Raw genomic sequence first — 15,127 nt, forward strand, 5'->3', positions numbered from 1 at the left:
CCCCCTGATATCGAGTCAACCCCGAACCGGCGGGGGTACGCCAGGGGCGGCCCCGGGCCTGTGGACAACCACCGCCCGGGGCCCTCCGGGGCCGCCCGGGGCTCAGCCCGGCAGCTCACCCCCGCGGGCGAGCTCCCCGTACCAGCGGCCGCTCGGTTTCACGGTGCGCGCGAAGGTCTCCCGGTCCACCCCGACCAGCCCGAACGTGGGCGCCCAGCTGCCCCACTCGTAGTTGTCCAGCAGCGACCAGTGCAGGTAGCCGCGCACCTCCACCCCGTCGGCCATCGCCCGGCCCAGCCCGGCCAGGGCGCCGGTGGTGTACTCGATCCGCTCCTCGTCGGAGGAGGTGGCGATGCCGTTCTCCGTCACGAGGACGGGGACCCCGCCGGTGCGTTCGGCGGTGTGCCGGACGGCCCCTTCGAGGGCCCCCGGGTGGAACTCCCAGCCGGTGATGGTGCGACGGACGCCCGGTTCCGGCTCCCTCGGCCCCTCCGGCCCGACCACGACCCGGGTGTAGGCCTGCACCCCCACGAAGGCGTCGTCCTTCGCGGCGTCCAGGAACTGGTCCTCCCGGGTGTACGCCCACTCCTCGGCGAGGGCGTCGGCGCCGTCCACCGCCTGGAAGTTCTGGTTGGCCACGGTCCACCCGGTGGCCGCACCCGGCAGGTCGGACAGCTCCTCGCTGGCGGCGTGGTGCGCCGCCACCAGCGCCTCGGCGGTCTCCTGGTCCGGCGGCGGCATCGCCCCGGCCACGGCCTCTTTGCGCTCACCCTGACGGAACATGTTGGCCATCATCGCGAGCATGTTCGGCTCGTTGACGGTGCACACCCACGGCACGCCGTCCAGGACCGCCTTGGCCTGGCGCACGTACCGGCGGAACAGGCCGACGCCGTCCGGGCCGGTCCAGCCGCCCGCCGCACGGAACCAGGCGGGCGAGGTGAAGTGGTGCAGGGTCACCACGGGGGTGAGTCCGCGTTCCAGGCACCCCTCGACGATCCGCCGGTAGTGCGCCAGCTCGGCCAGGGAGAAGCGCCCCGGCTCGGGTTCGATCCGGGCCCACTCGATCCCGAACCGGTAGCTGTTCAGCCCCAGGTCCCGGACGATGTCCAGGTCCTCGCGCCACCGGTGGTAGCTGTCGCAGGCGTCGCCGCTGCGCTCGGGCAGGATCGACCCCTCGGCGTTCTCCAGCGCCCAGATGTCGCTGTTGGTGTTGTTGCCCTCGACCTGGTGCCCGGCGGTGGCCGCGCCCCAGAGGAACCCCTCGGGAAGGTTCGTCATCGTGTCGGTCCCCTCCTCAACCGGTGATCTCGCCGCGTTCGACGGCCGCCCGGCGTTTGGCCTCCACGTCGTCCACGAGGAGGTCGAGCATCTCCTCGGTGACCCCGAGGCCGAAGGTCCGCAGCGTGATCAGCGGCAGGGAGTCCGCCATCCGGAGCAGGTCCTCGGGCACGTCCGAGAGCCCGGGGAACGAGGACATCAGCTCCCGCATCACCGGCCCCCCGACGCGGTGGGCGCGCCACTCGCTCACCGTGCAGTACTTGGTCAGCTTCCGTACGTACCGGTCGCCCTCGGTGGTGATCCCGCCGGTGAGCCGGACGTCCCGGGAGGAGGCGCCGACCGAGACGGTGTAGGTGCCCGCGGCCAGGGACCAGCGCTGGTCCCGGGGGTCCCAGACGGACAGGTCGCGTCCGGTCAGCGGGAGCTCGACCCGGGTGCTCTCACCCGGCTCCAGCGCCGCCTTCGCGAAGCCGCGCAGCTCGCGTCGGGGCCGGGTCGGGTGGTCCTGCTCGACGCCGGTGTAGAGCTGGGCCACCTCGCTCCCCGCGCGGTCGCCGGTGTTGGTGACGGTGAACGACACCGTCCACGCGTTCTCCCCGTCCGGGGCCACCTCCAGCTCCGAGTACGCGAAGCTCGTGTAGGTGAGCCCGAACCCGAAGGGGTAGGCGACCGGCACGTCCAGGGTGTCGAAGTGGCGGTAGCCGACGAACACGCCCTCGCCGTGGCGGACCCTGCCGTGCTCACCGGGGAAGTTCAGGTACGTGGCGTGGTCGCTCAGCCGCACCGGGATGGTCTCGGTGAGGCGCCCGGACGGTGCGGCTGTCCCGGTCAGCACGTCCACGACGGCGGCCCCGCCGGCCTGGCCGAGCAGCCAGCCCTCCAGGACGGCGTCGGCCCGGTCCTGCCACTCGGCCACCGAGACCACACCGCCGTTGGAGAGCACGACCACGACCCGCTCGCTGACCTCGCGCACCCTGGCGAGCAGTTCGAGCTGGGGCGCGGGCAGGCCGAGCGTGGTCCGGTCGTAGCCCTCGGACTCGGCGGACTCGGGCAGCCCCAGGAACAGCACGGCGGTGTCCGCCTCGCGGGCGGCCTCGACGGCCTCCTCGGCCAGCGCGGGCTCCTCGGTCCCGTCCAGGGTGAACCCGGCGGCGAACCGCACACCCGCGAGGGCGCCCCCGGAGACGGCGGCCTCGAAGGAGTCCAGGGCGCTGTGCACCTTGGTCGGCACCACGTGGGAGGAGCCGCCGCCCTGGTAGCGGGGGGTGCGGGCGAACTCGCCGACCACGGCCACGGACCGGTCGGCGGCCAGCGGCAGCACGCCGCCGTCGTTCTTCAGCAGCACCAGCGCCTCACGGGCGGCCTCGCGGGCCAGGGCGTCGTGCGCCTCGTGCTCCGGGGAGCGGGTGGTGTCGGTCCGCACCCGGTCCTGGAGCCGTTTCAGCCGCTCCACCACCGTGTCCAGCACGGACTCGTCCAGTTCGCCCCTGCGCACGGCGTCCGCGACGAGCTGGTCGGTGCCGCTGGGCGGCATCTCCAGATCGAGCCCGGCGCGTACCGCGGCGACCCGGTCGAAGACGGCGCCCCAGTCGGAGACCACCACGCCCTCGAACCCCCACTCGCCGCGCAGCAGGTCGGTCAGCAGCCACGGGTTCTGGCTGGTGTAGACCCCGTTGAGCCGGTTGTAGGAGCTCATCACCATGGCGGGCCCGGTGGTGCGGACGACCTCCTCGAAGGCGGGGAGGTAGATCTCGCGCAGGGTGCGCTCGTCCACCTCGGCGCTGACGCGGTGCCGGTCGGTCTCCTGGTTGTTGGCGGCGAAGTGCTTGACGCAGGCGCCGACGCCCTGGGACTGGATGCCCTCCACCAGCGCGGCGGCGATCCGCGCGGTGACGTGGGGGTCCTCGGAGACGTACTCGAAGTTGCGGCCGCACAGGGGCGAACGCTTGATGTTCATGCCGGGGCCGAGGACGACGTCCACCCCCAGCGCGCTGGCCTCGCCGCCCAGGGCCTCGCCGACCCTGCGCACCAGGTCCGGGTTCCAGGTGGAGCCGAGCCCGACGGCGGGCGGGAAGCAGGTGGAGGGGACGCTGCCGCCGATGCCGAGGTGGTCGCCCTCGTCGGGTTGCTGCCGCAGGCCGTGCGGGCCGTCGGCCAGGTGGAGGGGGCGCAGTTCGCCCTCCACCCCGGTGCTGTGCCAGGTGTCGGAGCCGGAGGTGACCGAGGCCTTCACGGCCAGGTCGAGGCGGGGGTGGGTGCTCATCTGGACCTTTCTTGGGTGGGGGCGGTGGTGCTCGCGGGGTCGGCTGGGCCGGTGCTGCTGGTGGTGTCGGCGGCACCGGTCGTGGGGTCGTCTGGGTCGGGCGCGGGCCGTTCCCCCGGGCCCCGGTCCGGGGCGGGGATCCCGAGGTTGCGCAGGAAGGAGACGACCGCGGCCCGCATGTCGACGGCGTCCGGGTCCAGCAGCCACTGGACCTGGAGCCCGTCCAGGAGGGCGAGGAACTGCTGTGCTGCCAGCTCGGGGGAGGGCGCGGGGGCGGGTTCGGTCCGCTCGTCGAGCAGGGCGGCGAACGCGGGCACGAGCAGACCGCGCAGGATCTGGTAGCGGCCGAAGAAGTACTCGTGCGCGGGGTGGGCGGGATCGGTGGCCTCGGCCGACAGGTTGACGTAGAGCGAGACCAGGCCCGGTGTGCCCGTGTTGCGTTCGACGATCCCCACGACGTTGTCGACGAGTTCCCGGGGGGTGAGGCCCTCGTCGAGGACCAGGGGGGCGTCGACCGCGTCGCGCCTGCTCAACACGTGTATGAGGGTCGCCTCCTTGTTGGGGAAGTGGTGGAGCACCCCGGCGTGGGTGAGCCGGGCGTGCGCGGCGATGTCGCGCAGGGACACCGCCCGGTAGCCGGAGCGGGAGAACAGCTCCGTGGCGGAGTCGATGATGCGCTGCCGGGTGCGTTCCCCCTTGCTCATGCGGTTGCCCTGGTTCAGGCGCTGCCGGGCGCGCTCTCTGTCCGTCACGGGACGGTCTCCTAGCGGGTTGTCGCGTGTTCGTGCCACGGGTTCTCGGGTCTCCCGGCGGCCGTGCAGGCCGTGGTGGCTCCGAGATTACGGTCCCGGCCGCCCGTTCTCCCGCTCTTCCTGGATCGGTTTCGGTGTTGTACGGTGACCGACACGAAACTTACCATGTGGTTAATTTGTGGTGCCAGACACACTGACCAATCCCCCGGAGTTTCCTTCGGGCCTTGCTCACCGGAGTGGGACATGCAGACCAAGACCCGCATCAACACAGGTGTGGCCGCCGCGGGCGCGCTCGCGCTCATGCTGACCGGCTGCGCCGGTTCCAGCGCCGACACGGACTCCTCGTCCCTGACGATCGGGACCATGACCGTCCCGCAGAGCCTGGACCCGGCCGAGGCGATGGGCAGTGCCATGCCCTACTTCCAGGCGGTCTACGACACGCTCGTCAAGCGGGAGCCCGACGGCGGCTACACGCCCATGCTGGCCACCGAGTGGACCTACGACGAGTCCCTCACCGAACTCACGCTCACCCTGCGCGACGACGTCACCTTCGACGACGGCACCCCGTTCGACGCCGAGGCGGTCAGGGCCAACCTGGAGCGCTTCCGCGACGGTGGCGGCGGCCAGGCCCAGACCATGGCCCTGTTGGAGGAGGTCGAGGTCGTCGACGCCACCACCGCCGTCCTGCACCTGGAACAGCCCAATCCGGCGATGGTCTTCTACCTCAGCGACGCCGCGGGCCTCATGGCCAACCCGGCCGCCTTCGACGGCGACTCCCTCACCACCGACCCGGACGGCACCGGACCCTACGAACTGGACTCCGGCCGCACCGCCGTCGGCACCACCTGGGTGTACACCCGCGCCGACGGCTACTGGGGCGAGGAACTGCCCTACGACGAGGTCGCCATCAACCTCTTCGACAACGAGAACGCGATCGTCAACGGCGTGCGCACCGGGCAGATCAACGCCGCCCTGCTCCAGGACGTCGACCAGCAGGCGGTCGCCGAATCCGACCCGAAGGTGCGGACCCAGCCCCAGGACATCGACTACCAGGGCATCATCCTGTTCGACCGGGACGGGCACATCTCCCCCGAACTCGCCGAACCCGGGGTCCGCCAGGCCATCAACCACGCCGTGGACCGCGAGACCATGCTCGAACAGCTCCGCAACGGCCAGGGCGAGACCACCAACCAGATCTTCGGCCCCCAGACCGACGCCTACGACCCCGAGCTGGACTCCTACTACGACCACGACCCCGAACGCGCCCGCGAACTCCTCGCCGACGCCGGGTACCCCGACGGCTTCGCCCTCACCCTGCCCCGGATGAGCGAGATCGTCTCCGACCCGCTGGCCACCAGCCTGCAGAGCGACCTCGCCGACGTCGGGATCGACCTGACCTGGGACAACCTCGACTCGGGCAGCGCCCTGAACAGCATCTTCACCGAGCAGGCCTACCCGGGCATGGTCATGAACAACGCCCAGCCCGCCGAGGACTGGGTGACCACGGTCGAACTGGTCCTGCCCGGTACCTTCAACTTCTTCGGCACCACCGACGAGACCGTCCAGGAACTCACCCGCGCCATCCAGACCTCCCCCGAGGGCGAGGCCGCCGACCAGGCGCGCGAACTCAACCGGCACCTGGTCGAACAGGGCTGGTTCGTGCCCTTCTACCGGATGACGTTCCTGCACGTCAGCGACGGCACCGTCGACGTCGAACCCCAGTCCGGCATGGCCGTCCCCGCCCTGTACAACTACGCCCCCGCCGAGTAGGGACCATGCTCTCGTTCATCCTGCGGAGGCTGGGGTCGGGGCTGCTGCTCCTGGTCGTCATCTCCGCCCTCGCCTACCTCCTGCTGTCCCTGCCCGGCACCGACGTGGGCCGCCACGTCCTGGGCCCCGCAGCCCCGCAGCAGGCCGTCGACGCGCACAACGCGGAGCTCGGACTCGACCGGCCGGTCGCCGTGCGCTACCTCGACTGGCTCACCTCCGCTCTCCAGGGCGACCTGGGCCGGTCCTGGTTCACCAGCGAGGACGTCTCCCGTGCCCTGGCCAACCGGCTCCCGGTCACGGTCAGCCTGATGGTCGGGGTCACCCTCGTCACCGCGGCGGCCTCCTTCGTCCTCGGCGTGTGGGCGGGGGTGCGCCGGGGCGCCGTGGACCGGGTGGTGCAGACGGTCGGCGTGCTCGGCTACGCCCTGCCCGGCTTCCTCGTCACCCTGGTCCTCGTGCTGGTGTTCGCGGTCCGGCTCGGCTGGTTCCCCGCCGTCGGCTACACGCCCCTGAGCCAGTCCCCGGGCGGCTGGCTCGCCACCGTCACCCTGCCGGTCCTGTCGCTGTCCGTCGCCGGTGTCGCCGGCGTCTCCCAGCAGGTGCGCAGCTCCGTCATCGAGGTGATGGGCCGCGACTACGTGCGCACCCTGCGCTCCCGGGGGCTGCCCCCCTCCCGCGTGGTCTTCCGCCACGTGCTGCGCAGCGCGGCCACCCCGGGCCTGACCGTCCTCGGCATGCAGTTCGTCGGCCTGCTCGGCGGCGCGGTGATCGTGGAGCAGATCTTCGGCCTCCCCGGCATCGGCGCGATGACCGTCCAGTACACGACCCGAGGGGACATCCCCGTGATCATGGGCGTGGTCATGGTGACCGTCGTCGGGGTCATCCTCACCAACCTGCTCGTGGACGTCCTCGTCGGCTGGCTCAACCCGAAAGCGAGGGTCTTGTGAGCTCCCCCGTCACACCAGACGCGGCCGACAGGGCCGCCGCGCAGCCGGAGCACCGGCCGGAGGCGGCCGTGCCTCCGGGTCCGGGACGCCGGTCGGCTACGGTCCGGCGCTTCCTCACCAGCCCCCAGGCACTGGGCTCCTCCCTGGTCCTGGCCGCCGTCGTCACCCTGGTCGTGTTCGCCCCGCTGTTCACGGCGCACGCCCCGACCACCGCCGACCTCGAGGACGCCTTCGGACCGCCCGGCGGCGGCCACCTGCTCGGCTTCGACTCCTCCGGGCGCGACGTGTGGTCCAGGCTGCTGTACGGCGGCCGCAACACCCTGGGCGGCGCCCTCCTCGCGGTGGCCGTGGCCCTGGCCGTGGGCGTGCCGAGCGGACTGGCCGCCGGGTACTACGGCGGCTGGTTCGACTCCCTGTCCAACTGGTGGGTCAACCTGGTCATGGCGCTGCCCGCCATGGTCGTCCTGCTGGCCACCCGCGCCGTCCTGGGCACCGACGTGTGGGTGCTCATGATCGTGCTCGGCGTCCTGGTCGCCCCCGCCTTCTACCGGCTGGTGCGCGGCGCCGTCGCCGCGATGCGCGGCGAACTGTACGTGGACGCGGCGCGGGTGTTCGGCCTGCGCGACTCGCGGATCATCGCCCGCCACGTCCTCGTCGTCGTGCGCGCCCCCGTCATCATCCAGGGCGCCCTGGTCGCCGGAATGGCCATCGGCCTCCAAGCCGGGCTGGAGTTCCTCGGCATCGGCAGCGGCGACCTGCCCACCTGGGGCGCCATGCTCAACGAGGCCTTCACCAACATCCAGCGCGCGCCCCTGTTCATGCTGTGGCCCGGACTCGCGCTGGGCCTGACCAGCGCCGCCCTGGTCCTGCTCGCCGCCTCCCTGCGCGACGTCCTGGAGGACCGGGGCACCGCACCCGCCACCGGGCGCAGGGCCCGCAGAGGCGGCGCCGACGCCCCCACCACCCTGGACAGCGCTGGCGAACGCGCCGACCTGCTGTCCGTCCGCGACCTCGCGGTCACCTACACCCTCGCCGACGGCGGCTCCCGGGAGGTCGTGCACGGCGTCGACCTGGACGTGCGCCGGGGCGAGGTCCTGGGCCTGGTGGGGGAGTCCGGTTCGGGCAAGACGCAGACCGCCTTCTCCGTGCTCGGCCTCCTGCCCGAGGGCGGCCGCGTGTCCAGGGGCAGCGTCCTGCTCGACGGCACCGAGGTGGTGGGTTCGACGGACAGGGCCCTGCGGAACCTGCGCGGGGACACCGTCGCCTACGTCCCCCAGGAACCCATGAGCAACCTGGACCCCGCCTTCACCATCGGCGACCACCTCACCGAACCGCTGCGGGTCAAGCTCGGACTCTCCCGCGCCCAGGCCCGCGAACGCGCCCTGGACCTGCTCCGGCAGGTGGAGATCCCCGACCCCGAACGCACCTTCCGCAGCCACCCGCACCAGATCTCCGGCGGCATGGCGCAGCGGGTGCTCATCGCCGGAGCGGTCTCCTGCGACCCCGACCTGCTCGTCGCCGACGAACCCACCACCGCCCTGGACGTCACGGTGCAGGCCGAGGTGCTGGCCCTGCTGCGCCGCCTCCAGGCCGAACGCGGCATGGGTGTGCTGCTGGTGACGCACAACCTCGGCGTGGTCGCCGACCTGTGCGACCGGGTCGCGGTGATGCGCGACGGCCGGATCGTGGAGACCGGCACCACCGAGCAGATCCTGAGCGACCCCAGGGAGGACTACACCCGGGGGCTGCTCGACGCGGTACTCGACGACACCCCGGCCCGAGCGCCGTGGCAGCCCCGGGAGGCGGCCCAGTGACCGATCCGAACAGCCCGCGCGACCCGAACCCCGCCCACGGTTCCGGCCTCGGCCACGCCAACGGCCCCGCCCACGACCCCGAACCCGACCACGACCCGGGCACCGCGGCCGGAGGGCACGGCGGCACCGGCGGGACCGGCGGCACCGGCGGCACCGGACCGAAACCGCTCCTGGACGTGCGCGACCTGCGGGTCTCCTTCCCCGGAAAGGGGTGGCGGGCACCCCGCACCGAGGTGCTCAGGGGCGTGTCCCTGGACATCCGCCCCGGCGAGACCCTCGGCCTGGTGGGGGAGTCCGGTTCGGGCAAGTCCACCATCGGCCGCGCCGTCCTCGGCCTGGTGCCCGCCTCCGGCGGCAGCATCAGCTTCGACGGCGAACGCGTCGACGGGGCGTCCCGGCGCCGACGGCGCGAGCTCAGCCGGCACATCCAGGTGGTCTTCCAGGACCCCTACACCTCCCTCAACCCGTCCCTGCTCGTCGGCGACACCCTCGCCGAACCCCTCCTCGCCCACGGGGTGCCCGCCGCCGAGGCCCGCACCCGGGTGGCCGACCTGCTCGACCGGGTGGCCCTGCCCCGTGACGCCGTGCACCGGCTGCCCCGCGAGTTCTCCGGCGGCCAGCGCCAGCGGGTGGCCATCGCCCGGGCACTGGCGATCGCGCCCCGGCTGATCGTGTGCGACGAACCCGTCTCCGCCCTGGACCTGACCACCCAGCGCACCGTCATGGACCTGCTGCTGGACATCCAGGAGCGGACCGGGACGGCCTACCTGTTCGTCTCGCACGACCTGTCGGTGGTGCGGGCGCTCAGCCACCGGGTCGCGGTCATCCACCAGGGACGGATCGTCGAGTACGGCGGCGCCGACCGGGTCACCACCGACCCCGAACACCCCTACACCCAGCGGCTGCTGCTGTCCGCCCCGGTCGCCGACCCGGGCCGCCAGAGCGAGCGCCGCGCCGAGTACGAGAGGCGTTTCCATGCCCGAGCACACTGAGCGGGGCCTGGTGCCCGCGGCCGCCCTGGCCGAGACCGGCGCGGCGGTCCGGATCGGGACCGGCGGGCGGCTGACCCTGTCCGGTGCCGTCCCCGACGCCGCCGACTGGTTCGCCTGGGCGGCCGGGCGCCTGCACGGCCTGCGGGTGGAGCCCGTCCACGGGGAGGCGGACGTGGCGGTCTGCACGGAGGCCGATCTCTCGGAGTTCGCCTCGGTCGCTCCGGCCACCGGGGTGGACCCGCGTCCCGAACCGGGGGCCGACGAACGCCACCGGTTGGAGGTCGCCCAGGGCCGGGTCCTGGTCTCCTCGGCCGGTGCCGAGGGGGCCTTCCGCGGCCTGACCAGCCTCGTCCAGACGCTCAGCGTGGACGGCGAGGGGAACGTGTGGGCGCCGCGGGGCGTGGTCGTCGACGGGCCCCGGTACGCCTGGCGGAGCCTGTCCCTGGACGTGGTCCGCCACTACTTCACCCCGGAGGAGGTGCGGCGGGTCATCGACCTGATGGCGCTGTACAAGTTCAACGCCCTGCACCTGCACCTGACCGACAGCGAGGGCTGGCGGCTGGAGTCACGGGCCTGGCCGGAACTGACCAGGCCCGGCCCGGACGGCGTCCGCGAGTACTACACCCGGGAGGAGTTCGCCGGTCTCGTCGCCCACGCCGCCCGCTGCCACGTCACGGTGGTGCCGGAGGTGGACCTGCCGGGGCACATCCGGTGGGCCTTCGACGCCTACCCCGAGTTGGCGGGCGGGGTCGAGTACCCGCACCCCCGGCTGCGGTACCTGCACCCGGGCTCCGAGGTCGCACGCCGGTTCGCCGGGGACGTCATCGCCGAGTTCGCCGAGGCCGCGCCGGGGCCGTTCCTGCACCTGGGCGGCGACGAGCCGTTCGGGATGGGCCACGAGGACTACGTGGAGTTCGTCCGCCTCACCCACCAGTGGGTTCGCGAACAGGGCAAACGCGCGGTGGGCTGGCAGGAGACCGCCCGCGCCGGGGCCCTGGGCGCGGACGACGTCCTCCAGTACTGGATCGGTGCTCCCGACGAGTTCGACCCCGAGGCGGTCAAGCGGACGGTCCCCGAGGAGTTCCACCCGCTGGTGGAGCAGGCCGCCGAGACCTTCCGGATCTCACCCGGCGACGTTCCGGCCGCCGCCGAGAAGGGCGTGCCGGTGCTGCTGTCGCCCAACTCCCGCCTCTACCTGGACCGGCCCTACGCCGACGGGTGCGCCGACCCCGCCCAGGAGGGCGACCGGGACCGGTTGGGGCTGACCGCCTACCCGCCGATCACCGTCCAGGAGAGTTTTGCCTGGGACCCCGCGGAGGCCGCGCGGGAGGCGGCCCCCGGCACGGTGATCGCCGGGGTGGAGGCGGCGGTCTGGGGGGAGACCGTCACCGGTTTCGGTGACCTGGCGTTCCTGCTGCTGCCGCGGTTGCCCGGGGTGGCGGAGAAGGCCTGGACCCAGCAGCGGACCGGGTGGGCGGACCACCGCGCACGCTTGAACGGCCACGAGTCGCTGTGGGAGGCACTCGGGTTCGCCAACCATTTCCGTCCCGCCACCTGAACCGGAGCTGACCAGAGGGAGCGCCCAGGGGAGTTGTCCACAGGTCAGGGCGTGGGGGTGGCGGCTCAGGTGCGGGCACGGTTGACTCGATATCGGGGGAGTTCGGTTTCCGTCCGCTTCGTGCTGCCCGGTGTCAGCGGGTAGCGGCCCGAAGGAGCGAGATCCACTCGGTTCCGGGGAAGGCGAGGTGTCCGGCCTGCTGGTTCTGGCTGTCCCGGACAGCGGCGCCCCGGGGGAGGTCGGAGACCTCGACACAGTTCTCAGTACGCGCCCCGGAGTAACTGCTCTTGCGGAACTTCAGGTCAGGTGTGTGGGTTCGCATGTGGGCCGTCCTTCGCCGGGAGTGGGTCCACCTGGTGGTGTACACGCGAAGGGAGCCGACGAACCGTCTTCGGGACGGCCGCCACTGGCCAGGAGCTGTCACGTGCCGCGCCGGTTCGGAGCTGAGCACGGCACTTCCCGCCCCGCACACGCCCGGGTACAGTGCTCGTGGGAATGAGTAGGAGGGAGCCCTCGCTGGCGCGGGGGCTCCTTTCCTGTGTGCCTACGATCGCGCGGTGCGCAGCAGTGCGACCCATTCCGGCCCGGGGAACGGCAGGTGACCGCGTTCGGGGTGTTTGGAGTCGCGGACCACAGCGCCCCCGGGAGCGTCGGCTACGGCTACACAGTTGCTTCGGTCGCTGTAGCTGGACGTGCGGAATTCGAGGGCGTCGAAGCTGGGAATGAGGTTCACGGTTGCTCTTTCAAGGCGCTTTGGCTGTCTCGCGCAGGTAGGCGACGCTCGCATCGACGTCGAGGGACCTGCTCACGAGGTGGTTGAAAAGGTTCCGGTAGCGGATTACTTCGTCTGATTCCTCCAGGAAAAGCCCGTCCTGGTCCATTTCGAGGTACACCACGGGGTCGGCCGCGGCGAAGTCCATCAGCACGAAGCTGCCCTTCGCGCCAGCGTGGATGCCCGCACTGAACGGGACCACCTGGATCGTGACGCCGTCACCGTTGTCCGCCATGTCGGCCAGGTGTGAGGCCTGTTCACGACACACATCGGGGTTGGCTCTCAGCCGCTCGATGGCACCGGCGTCGATCACCGCCCAGAGCTCAGGGCTGTTCTGGCCGGTGAGGATCTCCTGGCGGCGTAGCCGGGCGTCGACCACCCGCTGGATGTCGATGGGGTCGCGGACAAGGTTCGCTGACCTGGTCAACAGCTCCACGTACCCCGGGGTCTGCAGAAGGCCTGGAATGATCATCGGCTCGTATGTGCTGATCGCCGTGGCCTCAGACTCCAGGACGGGGAACTCGTCCGGGAAGACATCGCTGTACTTCGTCCACCAGCCCTTCTTGCCCGCTTGGCGGGTGATCGCGAACAGGGCCTCACGGCGCTGGTTGTCGGTCAGGCCGTAGACGTCGAGCAGCGCCCGTACCTCGACCACGCTGGGCCGGAGCCTGACGCCGGTCTCGATGTTCGAGACCTTGCCGACGCTCCATTCGGTAGCGGAGGCGGCATCGTCCAAGGTCATACGAGCAGCCAGCCGGAGACGGCGCAGCTCTTCCGAGAGCCGACGTCTGCGGACGCTGAGGCGTGGTGTGTCAGGCATGAGCTCTCTCTCGGATGGTGTCTCTCAGGATGTTACGGCTGGTCGGCGATTCGGGCATCCGGATACAGACAGCATGAAATCCTCATGCTCTGTCTCTTCTGAAAACTTGCATCTATTGAAACCCTGAGGATTTCATGGTTTTCTGAGCTTACTCATTCCCAAGCCGGACCTCCCATCCGGCATCTGAGCACCAGGAGACCGCTATGGCGCGATACCTGCACCCGTCCGCTCTGGTGGCCGTCCACCACCTCGCCGCCGAGGCGGTGCGCTTCCGGCGCCCTCGTCGCGCGCGGCGGGTCCGCTCCTACGCACCCGTCTTGATCCCCCCGATCCCCCGCCCCCGGCGGCCCCTGGACCACCACCCCCGGGTGGCCCCCAGCACCATGGCTGTCCTGGGGCGGGTCCTCGAAGGCCTCTACCGGCTGGAGGCGTTCTGATGATCGACATCCGGACCGAGGACTTCCTCGACACCCTCGATGACGCCCTCGCCTTCCCCGCCCCTCCCGATTCCGCAGGCCCCACCGCCCCTGCCGACTCCACCGATCCGGACCGGCGTTCGGAGCTCATGAAGCTCATCGAACTGCGCACCGCCGGGGTCAGGGAGGTGATCCGGCGACTCCGCGCAGGCGACCTGGACATGGACGGCGCGGTCAGCTCCCTGGAACGACTCAGCGAGGGGCGACCGGTGAGGAGCCGCCCCGAGCCCCGGATGACCCGCTTCTGCGACATCAGGGAGCTCCCCACCCCCGAAGCGCTCCGCGGCTGGGCCGACGCCCACGGGACCCCGGTCCGCCTCCTGGGCAGGGACGTCCACGGCCGGAAGGTCTACGGCGCCACCCGGGGCCCGACCACCCGCGTCGCCCGTGGTCCGGCCACAGAACCCCCGGGCAGGACCCCCGGTTGGCGCTCCCCGCTGGAACGAGCTCCAGAAGACCCCTGGGCCACGGCCGACCGCGTCCTCGACGAGCTCGTGGCCGGCCGCTGGATCCTCAGCATCGAGGGCGAACCCGCCGCACAGGAGTACGTGGCCTACCGCCCGGTCGGCTGGGTGGGTGAGGGCAACCCGCACGAACGCCTCCGCGCCCCCACCCGGGAAGCCCTGATCGACGCCCTGGCCGCCCGGGCCCACCAGAGCCGACGACCGGTCTCCGACTGAAACCGGCCCCGCTCCTGTCAACGTCAGGAGCGGGGCCGTCTGCCGGACATGCTTTGCCGAAGGCCGTCCCGGCCCCCGGTCAGCGGGTGCGGAGCTTCTGCGCGGCGCCGCACCGGTATCCGGGCGTCAGTCGAAGAGGTCTTCCGGACGGTCGGCCGTGACGGCCATCGGGATCCACTTCTCCAGCGTTTCCAGGTCTGTGCAGGACTCGATGCGCTCACGGGTCGCCTCAGAGAGGGAGAATCCGCGCGCCTGGAGGATCGAGACCACGTTCCGGGTGGCTTCGGTGATCCGGCCTTCTTCGCGGCCCTTCTCCTCACCGATACCGACGTACTCGCGGGCGAAGTCGCTCTGCCACTGGTAGGTTTCCACGGCCATCATGCCCTCCAGCTCCTTCCGGGCGGCCTCGTTGAGACCGGCCAGTACGTAGTCATAATAGAACGCCCTGTTCTTGCTCGCCGTGGCATCCAGGGCTTCCAACACGGCTTCCAGGGTGCGAGTGTCGGCGTCGCCGTGCGCGCGTGCTGACAGCACCGCCAGCTCGGGGAGTGCCCGCGCCTGTCCGTGGTCCACGATCAGTGGCATCTTGGCGGGTCCGATGGTCAGCGGAGCCAGATCGAACCCCGGGTGTCCGGTCCGGATCGGTGTGGCGCACCAGCGTGCGAGTGCCTCGGACGGACACAGCACCACCAATACGGTGGGGCATTCCAGCCTGAGACGCAGGATGGACAGGTAGGCGGGCCAGGTCAGCCGCTTTTCCTGGTCGTATCCGTTTTGGCGCTCGACCACGATCGCCAGAACCTGCTGGGGGCCGTCGCGAAGCAGGACGGCGCCGTCGCTGTTGAGCTCCCTGGGATCACAGTTGGTCAGCACCGAGCTGGTGTTGACCGCCTCGGTGTGGTGCGGGACGTCGAAACCCAGGGATTCCAACAGGGCGGGGGCCACGGCGGGCTGGTTCTGCACCAGCCTGAGCGGGATCTCGTGTTCTCGACCGGGCACAGGGGT

General features: G+C 71.5%; 14 protein-coding genes. 7 read left to right on the forward strand and 7 right to left on the reverse strand.

The features are described from left to right. Positions 1 to 102: 102 nt before the first annotated feature. Genes AC0VYD_RS06090 through AC0VYD_RS06100 form a run of 3 tightly spaced genes read right to left on the reverse strand, consistent with a single transcriptional unit; the run spans position 103 to position 4,293 of the window. The gene (locus tag AC0VYD_RS06090; protein ID WP_475478973.1) at positions 103 to 1,278 is read right to left on the reverse strand and encodes a glycoside hydrolase family 1 protein; all 1,176 of its coding nucleotides are present in this window, start codon (positions 1,276 to 1,278) and stop codon (positions 103 to 105) included. 16 nt (positions 1,279 to 1,294) lie between these two features. Further along, a complete protein-coding gene (locus AC0VYD_RS06095; protein ID WP_475478974.1) occupies positions 1,295 to 3,541 on the reverse strand; it encodes a glycoside hydrolase family 3 C-terminal domain-containing protein in 2,247 nt (748 codons plus the stop codon). Continuing rightward, entirely contained in the window at positions 3,538 to 4,293 is a 756-nt protein-coding gene (locus tag AC0VYD_RS06100) for a TetR/AcrR family transcriptional regulator (RefSeq protein ID WP_475478975.1), read from the reverse strand. The genes AC0VYD_RS06095 and AC0VYD_RS06100 overlap by 4 nt, the downstream gene beginning before the upstream one ends. A 243-nt stretch (positions 4,294 to 4,536) precedes the next feature. Here AC0VYD_RS06100 and AC0VYD_RS06105 point away from each other — a divergent pair, with 243 nt between their 5' ends. The 5 genes from AC0VYD_RS06105 to AC0VYD_RS06125 are packed head-to-tail and all read left to right on the forward strand — an operon-like array spanning position 4,537 to position 11,374. Beyond that, positions 4,537 to 6,063, forward strand: a complete 1,527-nt coding sequence (locus tag AC0VYD_RS06105; RefSeq protein ID WP_475478976.1) for an ABC transporter substrate-binding protein — start codon at positions 4,537 to 4,539, stop codon at positions 6,061 to 6,063. Positions 6,064 to 6,068: 5 nt separating this feature from the next. Beyond that, entirely contained in the window at positions 6,069 to 7,010 is a 942-nt protein-coding gene (locus AC0VYD_RS06110; RefSeq protein ID WP_475478977.1) for an ABC transporter permease, read from the forward strand. Next, entirely contained in the window at positions 7,007 to 8,824 is a 1,818-nt protein-coding gene (locus AC0VYD_RS06115) for an ATP-binding cassette domain-containing protein (protein ID WP_475478978.1), read from the forward strand. Before AC0VYD_RS06110 ends, AC0VYD_RS06115 begins: the two co-directional genes overlap by 4 nt. Beyond that, entirely contained in the window at positions 8,821 to 9,816 is a 996-nt protein-coding gene (locus AC0VYD_RS06120; protein ID WP_475478979.1) for an ABC transporter ATP-binding protein, read from the forward strand. The genes AC0VYD_RS06115 and AC0VYD_RS06120 overlap by 4 nt, the downstream gene beginning before the upstream one ends. Further along, positions 9,800 to 11,374 (forward strand): family 20 glycosylhydrolase, encoded by a 1,575-nt coding sequence (locus AC0VYD_RS06125; RefSeq protein ID WP_475478980.1) that lies wholly within the window; start codon positions 9,800 to 9,802, stop codon positions 11,372 to 11,374. The genes AC0VYD_RS06120 and AC0VYD_RS06125 overlap by 17 nt, the downstream gene beginning before the upstream one ends. Before the next feature lie 133 nt (positions 11,375 to 11,507). On the opposite strand, the gene AC0VYD_RS06130 is transcribed toward AC0VYD_RS06125, so the two are convergent. The 3 genes from AC0VYD_RS06130 to AC0VYD_RS06140 form a co-directional block, all read right to left on the reverse strand. Continuing rightward, positions 11,508 to 11,696 (reverse strand): DUF397 domain-containing protein, encoded by a 189-nt coding sequence (locus tag AC0VYD_RS06130; protein ID WP_475478981.1) that lies wholly within the window; start codon positions 11,694 to 11,696, stop codon positions 11,508 to 11,510. A gap of 222 nt (positions 11,697 to 11,918) precedes the next feature. Then, positions 11,919 to 12,107 carry a DUF397 domain-containing protein gene (locus AC0VYD_RS06135; RefSeq protein WP_475478982.1) on the reverse strand — a complete coding sequence of 63 codons (189 nt, stop codon included), beginning with the start codon at positions 12,105 to 12,107 and terminating at the stop codon, positions 11,919 to 11,921. 10 nt (positions 12,108 to 12,117) lie between these two features. Beyond that, the gene (locus AC0VYD_RS06140; protein WP_475478983.1) at positions 12,118 to 12,966 is read right to left on the reverse strand and encodes a helix-turn-helix domain-containing protein; all 849 of its coding nucleotides are present in this window, start codon (positions 12,964 to 12,966) and stop codon (positions 12,118 to 12,120) included. A 203-nt stretch (positions 12,967 to 13,169) separates the two neighbouring features. On the opposite strand from AC0VYD_RS06140, the gene AC0VYD_RS06145 reads away from it, so the two are divergent. Both AC0VYD_RS06145 and AC0VYD_RS06150 read left to right on the forward strand, forming a co-directional pair. Continuing rightward, the gene (locus AC0VYD_RS06145; protein ID WP_191268175.1) at positions 13,170 to 13,403 is read left to right on the forward strand and encodes a hypothetical protein; all 234 of its coding nucleotides are present in this window, start codon (positions 13,170 to 13,172) and stop codon (positions 13,401 to 13,403) included. Then, entirely contained in the window at positions 13,403 to 14,122 is a 720-nt protein-coding gene (locus tag AC0VYD_RS06150) for a hypothetical protein (RefSeq protein ID WP_475478984.1), read from the forward strand. Before AC0VYD_RS06145 ends, AC0VYD_RS06150 begins: the two co-directional genes overlap by 1 nt. Positions 14,123 to 14,248: 126 nt before the next feature. On the opposite strand, the gene AC0VYD_RS06155 is transcribed toward AC0VYD_RS06150, so the two are convergent. Beyond that, positions 14,249 to 15,121 (reverse strand): RpnC/YadD family protein, encoded by an 873-nt coding sequence (locus AC0VYD_RS06155; RefSeq protein WP_475478985.1) that lies wholly within the window; start codon positions 15,119 to 15,121, stop codon positions 14,249 to 14,251. Positions 15,122 to 15,127 lie beyond the last annotated feature (6 nt).

The organism is Nocardiopsis sp. iso_40 (genome assembly GCF_056173285.1).

Coding starts and splice junctions, on each gene's coding strand:
- AC0VYD_RS06090 (WP_475478973.1), bottom strand. CDS start 1,278: ATGACGAACCTTCCCGAGGGGTTCCTCTGGGGCGCGGCCACCGCCGGG.
- AC0VYD_RS06095 (WP_475478974.1), bottom strand. CDS start 3,541: ATGAGCACCCACCCCCGCCTCGACCTGGCCGTGAAGGCCTCGGTCACC.
- AC0VYD_RS06105 (WP_475478976.1), top strand. CDS start 4,537: ATGCAGACCAAGACCCGCATCAACACAGGTGTGGCCGCCGCGGGCGCG.
- AC0VYD_RS06110 (WP_475478977.1), top strand. CDS start 6,069: ATGCTCTCGTTCATCCTGCGGAGGCTGGGGTCGGGGCTGCTGCTCCTG.
- AC0VYD_RS06125 (WP_475478980.1), top strand. CDS start 9,800: ATGCCCGAGCACACTGAGCGGGGCCTGGTGCCCGCGGCCGCCCTGGCC.
- AC0VYD_RS06130 (WP_475478981.1), bottom strand. CDS start 11,696: ATGCGAACCCACACACCTGACCTGAAGTTCCGCAAGAGCAGTTACTCC.
- AC0VYD_RS06140 (WP_475478983.1), bottom strand. CDS start 12,966: ATGCCTGACACACCACGCCTCAGCGTCCGCAGACGTCGGCTCTCGGAA.
- AC0VYD_RS06145 (WP_191268175.1), top strand. CDS start 13,170: ATGGCGCGATACCTGCACCCGTCCGCTCTGGTGGCCGTCCACCACCTC.
- AC0VYD_RS06150 (WP_475478984.1), top strand. CDS start 13,403: ATGATCGACATCCGGACCGAGGACTTCCTCGACACCCTCGATGACGCC.